The 18,816-nt window shown below is 39.0% G+C and carries 15 protein-coding genes, 3 pseudogenes and 1 other annotated feature (1 of these 19 cut by a window edge); of the genes and pseudogenes, 11 read left to right on the top strand and 7 right to left on the bottom strand.

The annotated features are described in order from the left end of the window. Positions 1-88 (top strand) — a binding site (T-box leader) (it extends 119 nt beyond the left edge of the window). Positions 89-134: 46 nt separating this feature from the next. Then, entirely contained in the window at positions 135-1,160 is a 1,026-nt protein-coding gene (gene trpS, locus K6969_RS12265) for a tryptophan--tRNA ligase (RefSeq protein ID WP_029173857.1), read from the top strand. Between the two features lie 396 nt (positions 1,161-1,556). Here the strand turns inward: trpS and K6969_RS12260 are convergent. The 3 pseudogenes from K6969_RS12260 to K6969_RS12420 form a co-directional block, all read right to left on the bottom strand. Next, positions 1,557-2,645, bottom strand: a pseudogene (locus tag K6969_RS12260) (IS30 family transposase); the annotation flags it as partial. Positions 2,646-2,676: 31 nt separating this feature from the next. Further along, positions 2,677-3,535 (bottom strand): annotated as a pseudogene (locus K6969_RS12255) (IS630 family transposase); the annotation flags it as partial. Positions 3,536-3,753: 218 nt separating this feature from the next. After that, positions 3,754-3,825 (bottom strand): annotated as a pseudogene (locus K6969_RS12420) (helix-turn-helix domain-containing protein); the annotation flags it as partial. Positions 3,826-4,047: 222 nt separating this feature from the next. On the opposite strand from K6969_RS12420, the gene guaB reads away from it, so the two are divergent. Further along, positions 4,048-5,529: an IMP dehydrogenase gene (gene guaB, locus K6969_RS12250; RefSeq protein WP_171943258.1), complete on the top strand. Its 1,482-nt coding sequence runs from the start codon at positions 4,048-4,050 to the stop codon at positions 5,527-5,529. 157 nt (positions 5,530-5,686) lie between these two features. Here guaB and K6969_RS12245 read toward each other — a convergent pair whose 3' ends face one another. The 3 genes from K6969_RS12245 to yaaA all read right to left on the bottom strand — a co-directional run bounded on the left by K6969_RS12245 (position 5,687) and on the right by yaaA (position 8,595). Further along, positions 5,687-6,976 carry an IS4 family transposase gene (locus K6969_RS12245; RefSeq protein WP_321537425.1) on the bottom strand — a complete coding sequence of 430 codons (1,290 nt, stop codon included), beginning with the start codon at positions 6,974-6,976 and terminating at the stop codon, positions 5,687-5,689. A 138-nt stretch (positions 6,977-7,114) separates the two neighbouring features. After that, positions 7,115-8,209: a DNA replication/repair protein RecF gene (gene recF / locus K6969_RS12240; RefSeq protein WP_044687286.1), complete on the bottom strand. Its 1,095-nt coding sequence runs from the start codon at positions 8,207-8,209 to the stop codon at positions 7,115-7,117. A gap of 2 nt (positions 8,210-8,211) precedes the next feature. Beyond that, complete coding sequence (gene yaaA / locus K6969_RS12235) at positions 8,212-8,595, bottom strand: S4 domain-containing protein YaaA (protein WP_024375815.1); 384 nt, start codon at positions 8,593-8,595, stop codon at positions 8,212-8,214. 73 nt (positions 8,596-8,668) lie between these two features. Between yaaA and yfmF the strand changes: the two genes are divergently transcribed. The 8 genes from yfmF to K6969_RS12195 all read left to right on the top strand — a co-directional run bounded on the left by yfmF (position 8,669) and on the right by K6969_RS12195 (position 15,814). After that, positions 8,669-9,922, top strand: coding sequence for an EF-P 5-aminopentanol modification-associated protein YfmF (gene yfmF, locus K6969_RS12230; RefSeq protein ID WP_029179667.1), 1,254 nt, complete (start codon positions 8,669-8,671; stop codon positions 9,920-9,922). Continuing rightward, on the top strand, positions 9,919-11,202 hold the full coding sequence (gene yfmH / locus K6969_RS12225; RefSeq protein ID WP_029174211.1) for an EF-P 5-aminopentanol modification-associated protein YfmH: 1,284 nt from the start codon (positions 9,919-9,921) through the stop codon (positions 11,200-11,202). Before yfmF ends, yfmH begins: the two co-directional genes overlap by 4 nt. A gap of 81 nt (positions 11,203-11,283) precedes the next feature. Continuing rightward, entirely contained in the window at positions 11,284-12,141 is an 858-nt protein-coding gene (gene rodZ / locus K6969_RS12220; RefSeq protein WP_053863641.1) for a cytoskeleton protein RodZ, read from the top strand. Between the two features lie 9 nt (positions 12,142-12,150). Further along, complete coding sequence (pgsA, locus tag K6969_RS12215) at positions 12,151-12,690, top strand: CDP-diacylglycerol--glycerol-3-phosphate 3-phosphatidyltransferase (protein ID WP_024379547.1); 540 nt, start codon at positions 12,151-12,153, stop codon at positions 12,688-12,690. Continuing rightward, positions 12,687-13,523, top strand: a complete 837-nt coding sequence (locus K6969_RS12210) for an energy-coupling factor ABC transporter ATP-binding protein (RefSeq protein ID WP_024418400.1) — start codon at positions 12,687-12,689, stop codon at positions 13,521-13,523. The genes pgsA and K6969_RS12210 overlap by 4 nt, the downstream gene beginning before the upstream one ends. Continuing rightward, positions 13,499-14,341, top strand: a complete 843-nt coding sequence (locus tag K6969_RS12205) for an energy-coupling factor transporter ATPase (protein WP_024379549.1) — start codon at positions 13,499-13,501, stop codon at positions 14,339-14,341. The genes K6969_RS12210 and K6969_RS12205 overlap by 25 nt, the downstream gene beginning before the upstream one ends. Continuing rightward, positions 14,334-15,128 carry an energy-coupling factor transporter transmembrane component T family protein gene (locus tag K6969_RS12200; protein ID WP_024379550.1) on the top strand — a complete coding sequence of 265 codons (795 nt, stop codon included), beginning with the start codon at positions 14,334-14,336 and terminating at the stop codon, positions 15,126-15,128. Before K6969_RS12205 ends, K6969_RS12200 begins: the two co-directional genes overlap by 8 nt. 131 nt (positions 15,129-15,259) lie before the next feature. Next, positions 15,260-15,814 carry a LysM peptidoglycan-binding domain-containing protein gene (locus tag K6969_RS12195; protein ID WP_029174207.1) on the top strand — a complete coding sequence of 185 codons (555 nt, stop codon included), beginning with the start codon at positions 15,260-15,262 and terminating at the stop codon, positions 15,812-15,814. Positions 15,815-15,888: 74 nt separating this feature from the next. Here K6969_RS12195 and K6969_RS12190 read toward each other — a convergent pair whose 3' ends face one another. Then, the gene (locus K6969_RS12190; RefSeq protein ID WP_321537512.1) at positions 15,889-17,115 is read right to left on the bottom strand and encodes an ISL3 family transposase; all 1,227 of its coding nucleotides are present in this window, start codon (positions 17,113-17,115) and stop codon (positions 15,889-15,891) included. Positions 17,116-17,346: 231 nt separating this feature from the next. Between K6969_RS12190 and K6969_RS12185 the strand changes: the two genes are divergently transcribed. Continuing rightward, positions 17,347-18,468 (top strand): IS110 family transposase, encoded by a 1,122-nt coding sequence (locus tag K6969_RS12185; protein WP_015445098.1) that lies wholly within the window; start codon positions 17,347-17,349, stop codon positions 18,466-18,468. The last annotated feature ends 348 nt before the right edge of the window (positions 18,469-18,816 follow it).

The raw sequence follows: 18,816 nt of genomic DNA, 5'->3' as shown, positions 1-18,816 counted from the left end.
ATTCGGCTAGCAGGCCTTATGTGCAAAAAGATGTAAGCTTATTTAATGCTTATAAGTGAGGTGGCACCGTGTCCTTGACGCCCTCGCACAGTTTTCTGTGCGTGGGCTTTTATTATGTAAAAGGAGAACATTTTATGAGTAAACCGATTATCCTAACAGGAGACCGTCCAACAGGCAAATTACATATTGGACATTATGTTGGTTCGTTGAAAAACCGTGTTTTATTACAGGATGCAGGTCAACATGAACTTTTTGTCTTTTTAGCAGACCAACAAGCGTTGACAGATCATGCAAAGGAACCGCAAAAGATTGTTGAATCCGTTGGAAACGTAGCACTAGATTATCTAGCGGCTGGACTTGATCCAGCTAAGACAACGATTTTCATCCAGAGTCAAATTCCTGAATTGGCAGAGTTGACCATGTACTACATGAACTTGGTATCGGTGGCTCGTTTGGAACGCAATCCGACTGTAAAAACCGAGATTGCTCAGAAGGGATTTGGCGAAGGAATTCCAACTGGTTTCTTGGTCTATCCTGTGTCACAAGCGGCGGATATTACAGCCTTCAAGGCAAACTTTGTTCCAGTAGGAAATGACCAGAAACCGATGATTGAACAGACTCGTGAAATCGTTCGTAGCTTTAACCATGCTTACCAGACTGATATTTTGGTAGAGCCGGAGGGCATTTATCCTGAAAATGAAGCAGCTGGTCGCCTACCAGGTCTAGACGGCAACGCTAAAATGTCCAAGTCCCTTGGAAATGGTATTTATCTGGCAGATGACATGGATACGCTCAAGAAGAAAGTCATGTCCATGTACACTGATCCCAACCACATCCGTGTTGAAGACCCAGGTAAGATTGAAGGAAACATGGTTTTCCACTATCTTGACGTCTTTGGGCGCGAAGAAGATAAGGCTGAGATTGAGGCTATGAAGGAGCACTATCAACGTGGTGGTTTGGGCGATGTGAAGACCAAACGTTATTTGCTGGACATTTTAGAGAGAGAATTAGGACCAATCCGTGAACGCCGTCTGGAGTTTGCACAGGATATGGGACAGGTCTATGCAATGTTGGAAGCAGGTAGCCAAAAAGCTCGCCAAGTTGCTGCGACAACTCTTGACCAAGTGAAATCTGCTATGGGAATTAACTATTTTAAATAAGGCTAACAATGAAAGAGCAATGTTGAGAAAATGTTGCTTTTTTCATTTGTTTTACGACGTAGCAAAAAACAAACATTCGAATTTTATATATAAAACTGAATAGAATTTTCTGAATTTTTAGGAATGGTAAATTCTCAAAGTAAGTTCTAGTTCCCGTCCTTCCAGAAGTTACTTTGAGAAAACTGCATAACATCAACAGAATTTAGTCTCAGACTAAGTTCTGTTTTTGACTAAAAATGTTGATAATAGTGAGTTTTAGGGTTGAAAATGTTGAAAAAAAGAGTACACTAAAGTTACTGGCTCTGAGACGTCTCAAAGTAAGTTCTAGCTATCTGGAATTTTGGATGGGACAAGTTCCTTTCTATTTTGAAATTATTTTTTGATAAAAACTAACGATTATTTATCCAATAATCGAGGTGATTGGATGACGTTCTCAGGGTCAATTTTAGAGATTCCCAAAAGTGTTGCCAATTCCTCACCGTAGGTAAATGTAAAGAGTTCATAGGCGGATTTTCCGTTGAAAGAAGCTCGTCTGACGCTGTTGACATGCGAACAAACCAGGTTGATGTCCTCCTGTGTCAAGTTATCAAACGAACTTCCTTTAGGAAGAATATCTCTGATAAGTGTGTGATTCTTCTCAATTCTCCCTTTCTGGTCAGAACGATTTGGGTCACAGAAGAATAGCTTAGATTCTCCACGAACATCCATTTCGATATCGTCCACTCTAGCGAATTCACCGCCATTATCGGTCAGAATGACAGGGAATAGTTCGCAGAAGTCCATCTCTTTCTGATGCAGGTCATTCTTGATAGCGTAGAGATGTTTAGCGACCTCATTAGCTGTTTTATTATCAAGTAATCGAGCGAAGATAAAGTTACAGAAGGAGAGGTTAAAGGTGAGAAGTACCTTTCCACCGATCCGTCCAGTAACGGTGTCCATTTCCAGCCAATAGCTGATTCCTTTCTCTATGAGAAAGCGTTGGAAGTCCTCGTAAGACCGTCCATCTTTGGCAGTTTTAGGAATGGGTTGTAGGTTTCTGGTTCTCCGCTTTCTGAATTTCACGACACGGGGGAAATCAATGGGCTTTGTGGACAGATAGCCTTTTTCAAGGTATCTGTAGATAGAAGCTCTGGATGCCGAAAGTTCGTTTGAGGCGATGATGTGGTTGAGGTGTTGGCCCTTTTGGATGGCAGCAGAAACAATCTCATCCATGCGATAGAATTCTTCCTTGTTTAGTGCAACACCCGTTCTCGAGTCTGAGAGCTTAGTTTCATAATCAAGCTGAGCTCTTTTTGCGTAGTAGAACTGTTTCTGGTATCCGCAGTTGCTTCTCTTTTTCGGACAGGCATTACAAACGTAGGGAGCCTTTTTGAGTAAAGGGCAAGAATCACAATTGGATGTCACAGAATTTTCTTTAGCCACTCGATTTCTCCGAACTTCTTTTGAGATTGTAGAAGGATCTTTACCTAACTTAGCTGCTATAGCTAATACTCAACAAAAATCAAAAACAAACCAATCAAGTGTTTTTTAACCATCGTCTACTAACAATTGGTTTTAAAATAGACCAATCTAACTCTCGTATCACTTCTTGAAGCTTGTTTATCACATCATCTAGTGTTTTAAAAGCTTTATTCTTAAACCCTCTCTTTCGAATCTCAGCCCAAACTTGTTCAATTGGATTCATTTCAGGAGTATAGGGAGGAATAAACTCAAAACCAATATTATGTGGTTTCTCTAAGGTACTTGATTTATGCCAAACGGCATTGTCCATCACTAATAAAATATAATCGTCAGGATAAGCTTCAGATAGTTGTTTGAGAAAAACATTCATCCAATCTGTATTGCAACCCCCAGCGATAATGAAGAAGGACTCTCCTGTATGGGCATCAATAGCACCATAGCAATAGCGATACTCACGAATATAGTGGCTATGTACATGCGGTCTCACCCCTTTTGGTGCCCAGGCCTTTCCAATTTTACTAATCCGACCGAAACCCGCCTCATCTTGATACATTAGTCTGACTTTATGATAGCGACGACTATTCTTGAAGCGCTTTCCTATTTTCGTGAATGAAGATTTTATTTTTAGACGCTAGAATCGTTTCGGCGTCTGCTTTTTTAGGGTGTTCTGGTCTTGGCGTCACTTTGCGCCAACCATGGCGTTTCAGAAGGGCATAGAATCCTTCCTTGGTCGTAGGGTGTCCAACCCGTTTCTGATAAGTTTCGTAGAGAGAGTTTATGGTCACAAATTCGCCATTTAGTGAAGCTGTTAACTGTTCTTTTAGAAATGCTTCCTCTTCTTGAAGGGTTAAATATTGACGGTTCCGTCCACCTCGCGTTTCTCTTACTAGAGCTGAAATCCCACCAAGCTCATACTTGCCTTGTAAGGACCAGATTGTATACTTTGAATAGCCGATAAGGTTAGTGATTTCCTTATAACTAAGCCCTTCTGCTCTGAACAGGATTACTTGAAGTCGTCTATGAAATGGGGAATAGGTTTTATCTTTCAAATAAGTTTTTAATTCGTTTGTTTGTTCGATAGTAAGTTTCATAAATCTATTATACGTTAGTTTTTGTTTTTTGAACAGTATAAGAAGGGCTTAAGTTGTTCAATTCCTATTTGAATATCGTTGCGATCAGAGAGAGTTAAGTGTTTGTTTTTCATTGTCAGTTACCAACTTGTCCCATAGTAAGTTCTACCTTATTTCTTTGTCTCAGTCTAATTTCCAGTTTTTAAGACAGACTAGAACTTACTTTGGGAATTTAGCAATTTTTAGGAATGATGATATTAAAGCGAATAATGATTGACAAATGATTTCAAAATGTTATCATAAATAAAATACAAATAGCAATCATGCTACATATTAAATAAGAAAAGAGGAAGAAAATGTCAAACTGGGACACTAAATTTTTGAAAAAAGGCTTTACTTTCGACGATGTATTACTTATTCCGGCTGAAAGTCATGTATTACCACATGATATTGATTTAAAAACACAATTAGCACCAAATTTGACCCTTAATCTTCCGATTATTTCTGCTGCCATGGATACAGTAACGGATAGCAAAATGGCCATTGCTATGGCGCGTGCAGGTGGTTTGGGCGTCATCCATAAGAACATGTCTATCGCGGAGCAGGCTGATGAGGTGCGTAAGGTAAAACGTTCTGAAAATGGTGTCATTATTGATCCATTCTTCTTAACACCAGAGCACACCATTGCTGAAGCTGAGAAATTGATGGCTACTTATCGTATTTCCGGTGTGCCAATCGTTGAAACATTGGAAAATCGTAAGTTGGTCGGCATTATTACCAACCGTGATATGCGTTTCATTTCTGACTATTCACAGCCAATTTCGACCAACATGACAAGCGATGAATTGGTGACAGCGCCAGTTGGAACAGATCTTGCGACTGCGGAGGCTATTCTTCACAAGCATCGTATTGAAAAATTGCCATTGGTTGATGAAAATGGTCGTTTGTCAGGCTTGATTACCATCAAAGATATTGAGAAAGTGATTGAGTTCCCAAATGCTGCGAAGGATGAATTTGGTCGTCTCTTGGTTGCGGGTGCTGTTGGTGTTACATCTGATACTTTTGAACGTGCAGAAGCCCTTTTTGAAGCGGGTGCAGACGCGATTGTCATCGATACAGCTCACGGTCACTCAGCAGGCGTTCTTCGCAAGATTAAAGAAATTCGTGAACACTTCCCAACTCGTACCTTGATTGCAGGTAATATTGCCACAGCTGAAGGAGCTCGTGCTCTTTATGAAGCTGGTGTTGATGTTGTGAAGGTCGGTATTGGACCAGGTTCAATCTGTACAACACGTGTCATCGCAGGTGTCGGTGTACCACAAGTGACAGCTATCTATGATGCCGTTGGTGTTGCGCGTGAATATGGTAAAACGATTATCGCTGATGGTGGTATCAAGTATTCAGGTGACATTGTCAAGGCTCTTGCAGCTGGTGGTCATGCCGTTATGCTTGGTTCTATGTTTGCAGGAACTGATGAGGCACCAGGTGAGACAGAAATCTTCCAAGGTCGTAAGTTCAAGACCTATCGCGGTATGGGCTCTATCGCTGCCATGAAACAAGGTTCAAAAGACCGTTACTTCCAAGCATCTGTCAATGAAGCTAACAAGTTGGTTCCAGAAGGAATTGAAGGTCGTGTAGCCTATAAAGGTTCAGTTGCAGATATGATTTTCCAAATGGTTGGTGGACTTCGCTCAGGTATGGGCTATGTAGGTGCTGGTAACTTGACTGAATTGCATGAAAATGCTCAATTCATCGAAATGTCAGGTGCTGGTTTGAAAGAAAGCCATCCACACGATGTTCAAATCACAAACGAAGCTCCAAACTATTCAGTTCAGTAAAACAAAAACAAGACCCTCTTGACAGGCAATGTCATTAAGTTAAGCATTTAAACAATTAAAGGAACTATTCCCGTCCGAGCAATTGATGACCAAACGGGAATAGTTTTTGTATTTAGGGCGCACAAAAAGGATGTTTTTTAACCCAATTTTTCAACTATTATGTTACTCTATAAGTGAAGCTTACAGGTGCCTTGCTTTTTATCTTTCTTTGGAACGTTCGATTGGGTCGGATGATGGATAAATGTTTGGCAATGTAGGTTTCCAATTGGAAGGAAGTAAGTTCTTCTCTAAGAAATTTTCGACAGGCATAAACAGCGTCTGAAAAACAAATTTTATAAGTCTGTTTTAACTTTGATGTTTTAATAGCAACGTGTGAGGTTAGCCATTTACAAACATTAAAATTGATAAAGCGAGCGTAGATTTCTTGGAGAATCCCTTCCTTCTTTTTTGCATGAAAATGAGTTAGACCGATACTATATTTTAGGTCACGAAAACTAGTCTCTATGCCCCATCTGTAGGCATAGAGATCTTTTAATTTTTCTGGAGAATAATCGGTGTTTGTCACCAAAGTTTCAAAGAAACCTGGCTTGATTTCGAGACGCACCATTCGAAAATGAAGTTCGTAAAACTGAACTGGGTCGCTTTTTCGGCTAGAGCTTGGTAGAAAGTCAAAGGATGTGTGATTAGGTAAACAGCGATAGTGATTAGGAAAATTTTGATACTGTTGCTTCATCTCATTGGTCTGTTTCCGACAGATGTTTAGGTCAAATTTTTCATCAAAACAAGGGGTGTCAGGGAGGTTAAATCCTGATTTCATAGAATGATTCCCGTCACGAATACGAATAATATAGGACCAATTTCTTTCTTGGCAGTGAGCCATGACATTGTAGGATTCATACCCCCTATCCATTATTACCAGAGCTTGTTTGAAAGAAGAGTTCTTCATCATGTCAATAAAAGCTGCACGTTCATCAACCTCTCGATTATCTTGGATCCGTAAATCATGATATATCTCTTGTTCAAGATTGTAGAGAGCATTGATATGAATAAGATTGTAAGGAGTGTGATGTGGTCCAGTTTGAAAAGAGGTCGTTTTATCAAAACGATTTCTTGGTAGAATCACATCACTGCCATCAACAGCCAGGATAGGGAGATTATCAGAGATTGGAATTTTAGAAGTAATATCCCTAAAAAGTGTTTTAAAAGCTTGGTGTTTAATCTGATACCGTCGTTGAACAAAGGCAGATTGGGTAACTGGTAAATGTAAGTCAAGTAACTCTTTAGATAAGGTATTGCCTCCCATGGTCAGTATGGCTTGAATCATGGTTTTCATAGTTAGCTGACTTTGCCGACTAAAATCTTTTTCAGGATGAAGCACAAACTGATTGGCACTAGAAACGATGTCGTTAATACTATCAAGTAAATGAGCTTTAATCTGATCTAGCATGACTTTTCCCCTTTTATTTTTAGTGTAACATAAAAACTAACCCACCACAAAATGTGATAGGTTAGTTAACTTAATGACATTGCTCTTGACAGGGTCTTTACTTTTTTGTAAACTTTATTGACAACAGTGTAAACAATCTTATTCTGACTCAGTAACCTTACCAGACTCAATATGGAAGATTTTTAAATTATCAGGTAGCTTATGTAAATGGTCTAAAGATGTCGTTGTAATAAATGTTTGAATCGTATCTGTAATAGTTTCTAGTAGTTTGATTTGACGATTATTATCCAGCTCACTCATAACATCATCTAAGAGTAGAATTGGGTATTCTCGTGTGACCTCCTTCATCAGCTCAATTTCAGCCAGTTTGAGTGACAGAACGAGACTGCGGTGCTGACCTTGGCTACCATAATGGGCATTCATTCCATTTATAAAGAAAGCTACATCATCTCGATGTGGTCCAACTCCTGTATTTTTCTTAAATAAATCACGTTTGCGACACCTTTCCAATTCTGTCAAGAATTTGTCAATTAAATTGACATCATCTGTCAATTCGATTGAGGTTTTGTATTCGATTGTCAATTCTTCCCGATTGCCAGATATTTCTTGAACTTTTCTATTTCCAAATTCCTCTAATTTCTTTAGAAAGTCAATACGATGTTGGATAACACGACTACCATATTCAGCAAGTTGCTGATCTAACACGGATAGGAAGTTCTCATCAATCTTATCTGTAGATTTGAGGTAAGTATTTCTTTGTTTTAAAACGTGGTTATAATTCGATAGGTCAGAGAGATAGAGTGGTTTGATTTGCCCTAGCTCGACATCGATGAACTTTCTTCTCAAAGCAGGCGCACCTTTTATCAGCTGTAAATCTTCAGGGGCGAAGAGAACAACATTCATGTGGCCGATATAGTTGGAAAGCTTGGCTTGTTTGAGATGGTTGACCTTGGTCACTCGCCCCTTGTCTGTCAAGTGAATGTCAAGGGGAACTTTACCGCTTGTGCGATGGAGTAAACCAGAAATAGATAATTCCTTTTCTTGAAACTGTAGTAGGTCCTTATCTGTCCGTGTTCGATGACTTCGTGTTAAGGCTAAAACATAGATAGATTCTAGAATATTGGTTTTTCCTTGGGCGTTTTCGCCTAAAAAGACATTGAGCCCTTTGTGGAACTCAATATCTAATTGGTTGTAATTGCGAAAATGTTGTAACTCTAATCGTTCTAGCCACATGTCTACATACCAGGGAAACGAACAGGTTTTCTTTCAGTATTTTTAGTTGCTTTTTTAGGAGTTTTTACCTGTTTCTTATTCTTTTTATTTTCTTGATTTAACTTTTTAACGATTGCAGCCACACGTTCTTTTTCAGCTTGATCCTCTTGGTGCTGTTTGATTTCCTCTGCACTAGGAGCGACGATTGTGATGCTGGTGTTGTGGTCTGGGAGTGTGATAACATCTCCGACACGGATTTTTTTACCGCGTCTTTTTTCATCCTCTCCATTGAAAAGAATGGTATTTTCTTCTAAGAAACCTTTAATGGCACCTCCTGAATGGAGAATACCAGTCATTTTTAGTAATGCTTGTAATGTGATGTAGTCATCAAATAATTTAAATTCCATAAGTCACCTCGTTACAGAATATTATATCACAAAATGGTATAATGGAAGGTACAATGTTTGAAAGAGGAAGACGATGAAATTACAAGAGGGAGTAGATCTTCATTTTATTGATACAGATCAGTTTACGACAAATCGTATACGTATTCGCTTTGCAGCTGAAATGAGTGAGGCTACAGTTGCTGGTCGTGTGTTAGTTGCAAATATTTTTGAAATGGGTAACCAAGAATTTCAGACTGCTCAGGCTGTTCGGAGAAGATTGGCAGAATTGTATGGTGCTCAGTTCTCGACCTCAGTTTCGAAACGTGGTAGGGTGCACTGTATAGATGTGACAATTTCATATGTCAGTCCTCGTCACTTGCCAGAAAATGAGGATATTACAGTAGAGATTCTTGATTTTTTATACACATGTATATTTAGACCACTGAAAAAGGGGCGAGGATTTGATAGCCAGATTTTTGAGGTTGAAAAAACGAATTTAATCAATTTTCTTCAGTCAGAGATAGAAGATAATTTTTATCATGCAGATGTTGAAATGAGTAAGCTTTTTTATAAAGATCCCTCTCTTCAAATTCCACGCGTCGGTAGGCTTGATTTGGTTGAAAAAGAAACAGCAGAATCAACCTTTCAGATTTATCGGAATATGTTGCGTATGGATAAAATTGATATATTTGTCTTAGGGAAGGTTGACAGAGAACAAGTCAAAAGAAAACTTGAAGATTTTGGTTTTACTTATAGAAATCCCAAATTAGAGTTAGAATATCATCAGGAATATTCAAATATCACGCAAGAAAAAATCGAGCGTAAACAGGCAAGGCAGTCCATTTTGGAATTGGCATATCATTTACAAGTGATTTACAACGATGTAAACTATCCGGCTTTGATGGTATTTAATGGTCTACTGGGTGCTTTTTCCCATTCGAAGTTATTTATGAATGTTCGTGAGAAAGAAAGTTTGGCTTATACAATTGGCAGTCAGGTCTCTATTTTTTCAGGAATGCTGAAGGTCTATGCTGGAATTAGCCGTGAAAATAGACTCAGGGTAATGAAGTTAATTAGTAAACAACTACTTGATTTAAAATGTGGTAAGTTTACAGAAGAAGAATTAGAGTTGACAAAAAACATGTTGATTCATTCAGCAACCTTGGCTCAAGATAGGCAGAATAATTTGATAGAACAAGTATATAATCAAGTTACCTTAGGAAATAGAAATTTAAGTTGGTTAGATTGGATTGAGGCTATCAAATCGGTATCAATAGACGATGTCATTCGAGTAGGACAGATGATTAATTTACAGGCTGTTTACTTTATGGAGGGGACAGAAGAATGAAGTTAGTTGAGAAGAAGTATCCTTACATGAAAGAATCTGTCTTTTATGGGAAAGTTGACAATGGGTTGACAGTTATTTTACTTCCTAAAGTAGATTTCCATGAGACGTATGGAATTCTAACGACAAATTTTGGGGGTATTCATACTCGATTTACATTGGCTAATGGTAATAGTGTTGTTTATCCTGCAGGGATTGCACATTTTTTAGAACATAAGCTGTTTGAAACTGAGAATGAAGAGGATATTATGAATGAGTTTGCTAAATTGGGAGCAAGCGCAAATGCTTATACCAGTTTTAGACAGACTAGTTACTTATTTTCAACGACTCAGAAAGTATTGGAGTCTCTATCACTTTTACAATCTTTTGTTCGAGAACCGTATTTTACAGAAGACAATGTAGAAAGAGAACAGGGGATTATTGAACAAGAAATCGAGATGTATCAAGATGATGCAGATTATCGCTTGTTTACGGGAATTCTATCATCGCTTTATCCAGAAAGTCCTTTGGCCTATGATATAGCAGGGACAGTTGAATCAATTGCTGCAATTACTGCGGATGATTTACATGAGAATTTTGAAGTGTTCTATCATCCAAGTAACATGAATTTATTCGTTATTGGTAATTTTGATTTAGAGGCAGTTTGGAAACAAATTTCAAGTTATCAAGTAGCTCAGATGGATAATCCAGCTCAGTCGTTTGAATTGGCAGGTGTCCAAAAGTTGCCGATACAGGAACATCTCTCAGAGCAATTTGAAGTATCTACCCCAAAATTGGCCGTTGGTTTACGGGGAAATGACGAGGTTGATAAGGAGACTATTCAGAAATATCGGATCAGTTTACAATTTTTATTTGCCATGTTGTTTGGTTGGACTTCAAAACGATATCAACAGTTATACGAGCAGGGAAAAATTGATTCTTCTTTCCAGTTCCAATTAGAGGTTACACCTGAATACCACTATTTGATTATCTCGGGAGATACTCAAGAACCTATTACGCTTTCTAGTATCCTGATGAAAGCACTTAGGAAATTTGAGGATGATGCAGATGTGACAGAGGATCATTTACAATTGTTGAAAAACGAGATGTATGGAGATTTTATTCGTAGCTTAAATTCTCTTGAGTTTACAGCTAGTCACTTTGTTTCTCAGTATTCAGAATATGAAAATGTTTTTGATATACCTCAAATGATACAAAGTCTTCAGTTAGATGACATCAGAGAGGCAGGTCGTCGCTTTATTGATCACTGTGATATGACAGATTTCACGATTTTTCCAAAATAAGTGGGCGCAACCCGTCGAAATTTCCTTGGAATTTTGTTAGAATAGTATACTGTACATGATGAGCGATAGAGAGAGAGTATTATGAGACAAAAGAGTATAGGGGAAGTACTTAGAACAGCCAGAGAAGGACGGGGTTGGACATTTGTTGACTTGCAACGGATAACAAAAATCCAAGCTAAATATTTGCAGGCACTTGAGTACAATGATTTTGATTTTATTGCAAACTCAGATGATGTTCAGTCTATTTTAAAAGCATATGCTGAGGCTTTGGAATTAGATGCAGATGTTCTACTGGATGCTTACGAGACCAATGGTTTAGTGAAATATTATGAAGATGGAGAAGAAGAACTACGCTCTTCAGAATTGAAAAGAAGCTATAAGGTTCGTAAACGTAAAAAGAACTCTTATCTTCCGTTGATTTACTTATTACTTGCGACGGGTTTGATTATTATTTTTGTGACTTATATTGTTCATAGCAGGCTCCAAAATAGAGCATCTATTACGCCTACTACAACATCATATAGTATAGTTGAGCAATCTGTATCTGAAGCAAGTAGTGGCACAGAGACGAGTTCTACTGAGCAGGTGCAGTCAAATTCAACGAGTTCAAGTAGTTCCGCTACAGAAAATGTGACTATTTCAGGATCAGGTTCTAACATTGTTGCGACCCTTAAAACAGTGACTTATCCAGTAGAAGTAACTGTAACAGCAAAAAATACAACGAGTTGGATCAGCCTTTCTGACACCTTGTTAGAGGGGGGCGTTACACTAACACCTGATAATCCAACAGTAACTACTACTATTGAAGAAGGAGTGACTTCTACTACACTTGTTCTTGGTGTTGTCAAAGGAGTAGAGGTAACTGTAGGTGGCAAAAAGCTAGATCTATCAGCCTTGACAGCAGATACAGGCTCAATTACAATAAATTTTGAACAATAAAGGTTTTATATGAAAAAAGAAAATATTCCCAATGCATTGACGATAGGTAGGATCTTGGTAATTCCAATTTTTATCTTGTTACTGACCGTTTGGAATTCAACAATTAGTCATGTCTTAGCAGCACTAATCTTTGCTTTGGCAAGTATTACGGATTATCTAGACGGCTACTTGGCTCGTAAATGGCAGGTTGTAACGAACTTTGGAAAATTTGCGGATCCGATGGCAGATAAGATTTTGGTGATGACAGCATTTATCATGCTTGTAGAGCTTGGCTTTGCTCCAGCTTGGGTAGTTGCAATTATTATTTGTCGTGAATTGGCAGTGACAGGTCTTCGTCTACTCTTGGTGGAAAATGGAGGAACAGTTCTAGCTGCGGCTATGCCAGGAAAAATCAAAACATTTTCACAGATGTTTGCAGTGATTTTCCTGCTCTTACACTGGAACATCGTGGGGCAAATAACACTCTATATTGCACTTTTCTTCACCCTATATTCAGGTTATGATTATTTCAAGGGTGCGTCCTTCTTGTTTAAAGATACATTTAAATGATGAATATTATTGAAGTAAAAAATTTAAAATATAAATACAACCAAGAGGATGAGCAATATACTCTAAATGATGTTTCGTTTCACGTGAAACAGGGAGAGTGGCTATCTATTATTGGTCATAATGGTTCCGGGAAATCGACAACCGTTCGATTGATTGATGGACTACTGGAAGCTGAATCCGGAGATATTTATATCGATGGTGATGCCTTAACCATTGATAATGTATGGGATAAGCGACGCTTGATTGGCATGGTTTTTCAAAATCCAGATAATCAATTTGTGGGTGCTACAGTTGAAGATGATGTTGCATTTGGTTTAGAGAACCAGGGAATCCCTTTGGAGGAGATGCGAAGTCGAGTAAATGAGGCCTTGGAATTGGTTGGAATGGCTGATTTTAAAACTCGTGAGCCTGCTCGTTTATCTGGTGGTCAGAAGCAGAGGGTGGCGATTGCTGGAGTGGTTGCCTTGCGTCCAAAAATTATTATTTTGGATGAGGCTACGTCTATGTTGGATCCAGAAGGTCGTCTCGACTTGATTAAGATTGTCCGTGAAATTAAGGAGCGTCATGGTATGACGGTTATCTCTATAACACATGATTTGGATGAGGTTGCATTGAGTGACCGAGTTATCGTGATGAAAAATGGACAGGTTGAATCAATTAGCACTCCAAATGAATTATTTATGCGAGAAGATTTGGTAGATTTAGACTTGGATAGACCGTTTACGACAGAACTGGCTTCATCTTTGCGCCAGACTGGACTTGATTTACCGCTCCGCTATTTTACAGAGGAAGAATTAGAGGAAACTTTATGGGAATTGATCTCCAAGAAGTAAGCTATACCTATCAAGCTGGCACTCCTTTTGAGGGGCGTGCGCTTTTTGGTGTGGATTTGGAGATTGTTGATGGCTCTTACACGGCTCTTATTGGGCATACGGGTTCGGGCAAATCAACGATTTTACAACTTTTGAATGGATTAAATGTACCAACAGAAGGAAGAGTAGTCATTGATGATGTTGTGATTACAGCGACGTCTGAAAATAAGGATATTAAGCAAGTCAGGAAGAAAGTGGGGTTGGTGTTCCAATTTCCTGAAAGTCAAGTGTTTGATGAAACGGTCTTAAAAGATGTTGCTTTTGGTCCACAAAATTTCGGAGTTTCTCAGGAAGAGGCTGAAACGATTGCGCGTGAAAAGTTGGCCTTGGTTGGAATTGATGAAAGCTTGTTTGAGCGTAGTCCTTTTGAACTATCTGGTGGTCAAATGCGTCGGGTAGCTATTGCTGGGATTCTGGCAATGGAACCAAGTATCTTAGTTTTGGATGAACCAACGGCTGGATTGGATCCTGCGGGTCGTCAGGAATTGATGGATATTTTCAAAAAGCTTCATGAATCAGGCATGACAATCGTTTTGGTAACTCATTTGATGGACGATGTGGCTAACTATGCTGATTTTGTTTACATTATGGAAAAGGGAAAGCTGGTCCGTTCTGGAAAACCAATCGATATTTTTCAAGAGGTAGATTTTTTAGAGAGTATTCAGTTGGGAGTGCCTAAGATTACTAAGTTTGCAGCTAATTTGGAGAGAAGAGGTTTTGTATTTGAACGTCTTCCTATTACAATTGAAGAATTTACGGGGATGGTGACACATGGATAAATTAATTTTAGGTCGCTATATTCCTGGGGATTCAATTATTCATCGCTTGGATCCAAGAAGTAAGCTTTTAGCAATGTTTGGATTTCTATTGATGATTTTTTGGGCCAATAATTTGGTCACCAATGCCTTGTTGATAGCATTTGTTTTAGGAATGGTTGTTTTATCTCGTATTCGCTTATCATTTTTTATTAATGGTTTGAAACCGATGATAGGAATTATTCTATTTACAACTTTCTTCCAGGTTTTCTTTACACCTGGAGCGACCATTCTATGGGAATTTTGGATTTTTAAATTATCTGTAGAAGGGTTGCAACAGGCGGCGATTATTTTTGTTCGCTTTGTTTTGATTATTTTCTTCTCAACCCTATTGACCTTGACGACGACACCCCTTAGCTTGGCTGATGGTATTGAGTCGGGGCTTGCACCTTTGAAGCGATTTAGGGTTCCTGTGCATGAAATTGGTTTGATGTTATCCATGAGCTTGCGTTTTGTACCGACCTTGATGGATGATACCACTCGGATTATGAATGCTCAGAGAGCTCGTGGAGTGGACTTTAATGAGGGAAATCTTATTCAGAAGGTAAAATCAGTTATTCCTATTTTGATTCCGTTATTCGCATCAAGTTTTAAGAGGGCAGATGCTCTTGCAACGGCGATGGAGGCGCGTGGGTATCAAGGCGGCGATGGGAGAACAAAGTATCGGATTTTGGAATGGAAGTTAGCAGATACGTTAGCAATTTTAGTTATGTTAGCTTTAGCTGGACTCTTATTTATATTGAAAAAATGAGTAAAAAACGCTAGAAATAGCGTTTTTATCGTCTAATCTCAATTTGTCTGTAATATTTGTAACAATTTCACAAAGTCTAAGTAATAGTTAGAGGGTATGATAGACACATGACAGAAAGGAATGTGACTATTATGAACATTACATTAAAGAAAAACTTAAAAACAACTATTGCTGGTTTGGTAGCGGGAATCTCCCTTTTGACTGCGGGTGTAGTCAGTGCAGAAACCTATACTGTAAAGTCTGGTGATACCCTGTCTGAAATTGCTGAAACACACAATACTACTGTTGAAAAATTAGCAGAGCAGAATAAGATTACCAACTTAGATTTTATCCATGTCGGTCAAGTTATCGAATTGGGAGATGTGACAGTGAAGGCAGTAGAGAGTTCAGTTGAACAAACTCAATCAACATCAACTTCTACTGCAACAGCAACAACTAGCACCTATTCTTCAAACTTGAGTGCTGAAGATGCAGCAGCAAAAGAATGGATTGCAATGAAGGAATCAAGCGGTAGCTATGATGCCCGTAACGGTATCTACATTGGTCGTTACCAGTTGACAAATACTTACTTGAATGGTGACTACTCACCAGAAAACCAAGAGCGTGTAGCAGATGCTTATGTTGCTAGTCGCTATGGTTCATGGTCTGCAGCCAAGGCTTTCTGGTTGGTAAATGGTTGGTACTAAGATAAATTAGAAGAGGTCTAGCACGATGCTAGACTTTTTTGGCTCATTGTCAACTGTAGTGGGTAGACGAAAAGCTAACACCTAGAGAGGACGAAATTCGTTCTCTCATTTTTGATGTTCAAAGCAATATATATCTTGGTTTTAAAGTTCGTAAAGTTCCTAAAGCCGAACGCTTGCCTCTTGATGTCTTTGATGAGTTTATTGGTCGCTTCCAGCTTAGCGTTGGAATATGGAAGCTCCATGGCGTTCGTGATGTACGTTTTATACTTTAGAAAAGTTTTAAAAACAGTTTTAAAGGCAGGATTGACAAAATCCAGATTATCTTCTAGAAGCTCGAAGAAATATTTCGAGTTCATCTCTTGGAAATGGAAGAGTAGGATCTGATAGAGTTCGTAATAGAATTTCAGTTCCTCAGAGAAATTCAATGTCTTCTGGACAACCTCTCTCGGTGTTACCGTTTGCCCAAAAGTGCGAGAAAAGAAGCGATTTCGAGACAGTTTTCGACTATCTTTTTGGAGAATACGCCAGTGATTTTTCATGGATCGATAAGGTAGGGAACGCGTATCGAAAGTCTTCATAATATCAATTCTAGTCGTCATCATAGCACGGCTCAGGTGTTGGATAATGTGAAATCTATCAAGGACAATTTTAGCTCTTGGAAATAGTTTTTTGATGATGGGAATATAGCTACCCGACATGTCCACTGTTACGACCTCGACAGTTTCTCTGACTGCCCTAGGATACTTGTAGAAATAGTTCTTGATGGTGGTTTGGCGGTTGTTGTCAAGAATGGTCACAATCGATCTCGTCTCAAAATTCTGAGCAATAAAGGCGAGTTTTCCCTTGTTCCGACTAAATTCATCCCAGCTCAAGACTTTTGGTAATTTCGTAAAATCATGCTCAAATTGAAACTGAGCCAGTTTCCTCTGGACGACCGATACGGAGATATATAATCTCCTAGCGATGGCTATATTGGTCATGTTTTCTGTATGGAGTTGTGTCACTTTCTCCCAAATAGGTAGGGAAATCTGACAGTTTTTCTTGACTAGAGCTGTCTCAGCTACAGTCACTTTTTGGCAAGATTTGCATTGAAACCGCCGTTTCTTAAGCACGAGGAGGGTCGGAAAGCCCTGACAATCCAAAATCGGAATCTTTGACGGCTTTTGAAAGTCGTACTTGATACACTTTCCTTGGCAATGAGGACAACTAGGGCTGTCGTAATCTAGCTTTGCCCTGATTTCTAGATGGGTCTGATGTTTCAAAACAAAGAGAATTTTGATGTTTTTGTCTTTGATTCCGATTAGTTCTGTGGTATGATCTTCGCTTTTTTATTTCTAGGCTCAGGAATCCAGAGTCACTTCCCTGACTCTGGATTTATTCCATATGAGTCTTTCTAATGTGAGTGTGGTTGCTTTTCATTATAGACAATATGTAAAGACCCCCAGTTGAGAATTCGTGGATTTACCTGTACACTAGAATAAAAAAACAATCAACTTCTAACAGGAATTACCACACTCAATTGGAGGTCTTATATGTTTCATTTTACCACACTTTTCATCGGAATGGATGTTCACAAAGAAAGTTTTTCACTCTGCTATTATGATATGATGGCGAATCAATTCAAACATAGCACTAAAGTTGGTCCAAATGTTAGCTATATTGTGAACTATGTGAATGAGCTTCGTCGTTTATATGGTCAAGATGCAGAAGTGTTATGTGGCTACGAAGCCGGATGTCTTGGATTTACCCTATATCACCAGCTACAAGCTCACGGGATTCCCTGTATCGTGATGGCGCCTACAACGGTGATGAAGGAAGGATCTAAGCGTGTTAAGACTGATAAAAAAGATGCAGCTCAGCTCGCAAAAGCTCTGGCCTTTCGTAGCTATCGGCCTGTTCATATTCCTACTGTTGAGGATGAACAAGTCAAAGAATATATCCGCATGAGAACAGACCACAAAGTGGCTCTGAAGAAAATCAAACAACAAATTCTTGCCTTCTGTCTCCGACATGATTTTCGCTATACCGAGGGAAGCAGTAATTGGACACAGAAACATGTCCGCTGGCTCCGTTCCCTAAATCCTGATGGACTTTACGCAGAGATTTTGACAGAATATCTATTGACCTATGAGAAATTAGTAGATCAAATAGAACGGTATGATGCACGAATTGAGCAACTGGGTCAAAGCGACAGTTACCAAGAGAAGGTCTCACGGCTTTCTTGCTTTATTGGCATTAAAACACTAACTGCTCTTTCCATTGTGACAGAAATCGGTGATTTTAATCGCTTTGCGACAGCTCAACATTTTGCTTCTTATCTTGGGCTAACTCCTAGCGAAAATTCTAGCGGCGACAAGGAGAGAAGAGGTGCTATCACCAAAGCTGGGAATAGCCATGTGAGACGACTTCTGATAGAAGCTGCACAATCATTGGCTAAGGGGACGATTGGGTATAAATCCAAAGAATTGAAAAGGAGACAAAGTGGAAACCGAGTGGAGGTGATTGCTTATGCGGATAAGGCTAATGAACGCTTAAGAAGACGTTATCGCACACTTGTTCTAGGAAAAAATAAGAAACAAAATGTTGCTAAAACAGCTATTGCACGAGAATTGTCTGGTTTTATTTGGGGGATGATGACAGGAAGAATAGCTTGAAGTTAGCGCTTGTTTTCATGTACACTTTTGACCATTAAGTTTTATCATCGCAGAGCGATGAGGAATCCCTATTTCTATCCAAAATCACTGGGTGAATTTGGACAGAAATAAGGATTGAAATCATGTTTGAATGGAAAGTATCTTGAAGGAGTTTAGGACTTCAAGGTTTGAGTCATCTACGAAACGACTAAGTGGCACAATTGTGATCCACGCTTATAGAGAGTAGGACTCGCGGCAGAACCATTGACCTGTAGGTAACCAATCCACGAATATCAGAGTGGCCAATGCCCGAAGCTAAGAACTAGGCTCTTTCTAGATACTTTTCATTTTTTAATCAGTTCGATTGTT

The sequence above is a fragment of the Streptococcus suis genome (assembly GCF_019856455.1).
Taxonomy (GTDB): Bacteria; Bacillota; Bacilli; order Lactobacillales; family Streptococcaceae; genus Streptococcus; species Streptococcus suis_AE.
The sequence above is the reverse complement of the archived record's forward strand: the minus strand, read 5'-3'. Positions and strand labels throughout refer to the sequence as shown.

Coding starts and splice junctions, on each gene's coding strand:
- K6969_RS12200 (WP_024379550.1), top strand. CDS start 14,334: ATGGATAAATTAATTTTAGGTCGCTATATTCCTGGGGATTCAATTATT.
- rodZ (WP_053863641.1), top strand. CDS start 11,284: ATGAGACAAAAGAGTATAGGGGAAGTACTTAGAACAGCCAGAGAAGGA.
- trpS (WP_029173857.1), top strand. CDS start 135: ATGAGTAAACCGATTATCCTAACAGGAGACCGTCCAACAGGCAAATTA.
- K6969_RS12195 (WP_029174207.1), top strand. CDS start 15,260: ATGAACATTACATTAAAGAAAAACTTAAAAACAACTATTGCTGGTTTG.
- yaaA (WP_024375815.1), bottom strand. CDS start 8,595: ATGGAATTTAAATTATTTGATGACTACATCACATTACAAGCATTACTA.
- recF (WP_044687286.1), bottom strand. CDS start 8,209: ATGTGGCTAGAACGATTAGAGTTACAACATTTTCGCAATTACAACCAA.
- yfmF (WP_029179667.1), top strand. CDS start 8,669: ATGAAATTACAAGAGGGAGTAGATCTTCATTTTATTGATACAGATCAG.
- guaB (WP_171943258.1), top strand. CDS start 4,048: ATGTCAAACTGGGACACTAAATTTTTGAAAAAAGGCTTTACTTTCGAC.
- K6969_RS12205 (WP_024379549.1), top strand. CDS start 13,499: ATGGGAATTGATCTCCAAGAAGTAAGCTATACCTATCAAGCTGGCACT.
- K6969_RS12210 (WP_024418400.1), top strand. CDS start 12,687: ATGATGAATATTATTGAAGTAAAAAATTTAAAATATAAATACAACCAA.
- yfmH (WP_029174211.1), top strand. CDS start 9,919: ATGAAGTTAGTTGAGAAGAAGTATCCTTACATGAAAGAATCTGTCTTT.
- K6969_RS12185 (WP_015445098.1), top strand. CDS start 17,347: ATGTTTCATTTTACCACACTTTTCATCGGAATGGATGTTCACAAAGAA.
- pgsA (WP_024379547.1), top strand. CDS start 12,151: ATGAAAAAAGAAAATATTCCCAATGCATTGACGATAGGTAGGATCTTG.
- K6969_RS12245 (WP_321537425.1), bottom strand. CDS start 6,976: ATGCTAGATCAGATTAAAGCTCATTTACTTGATAGTATTAACGACATC.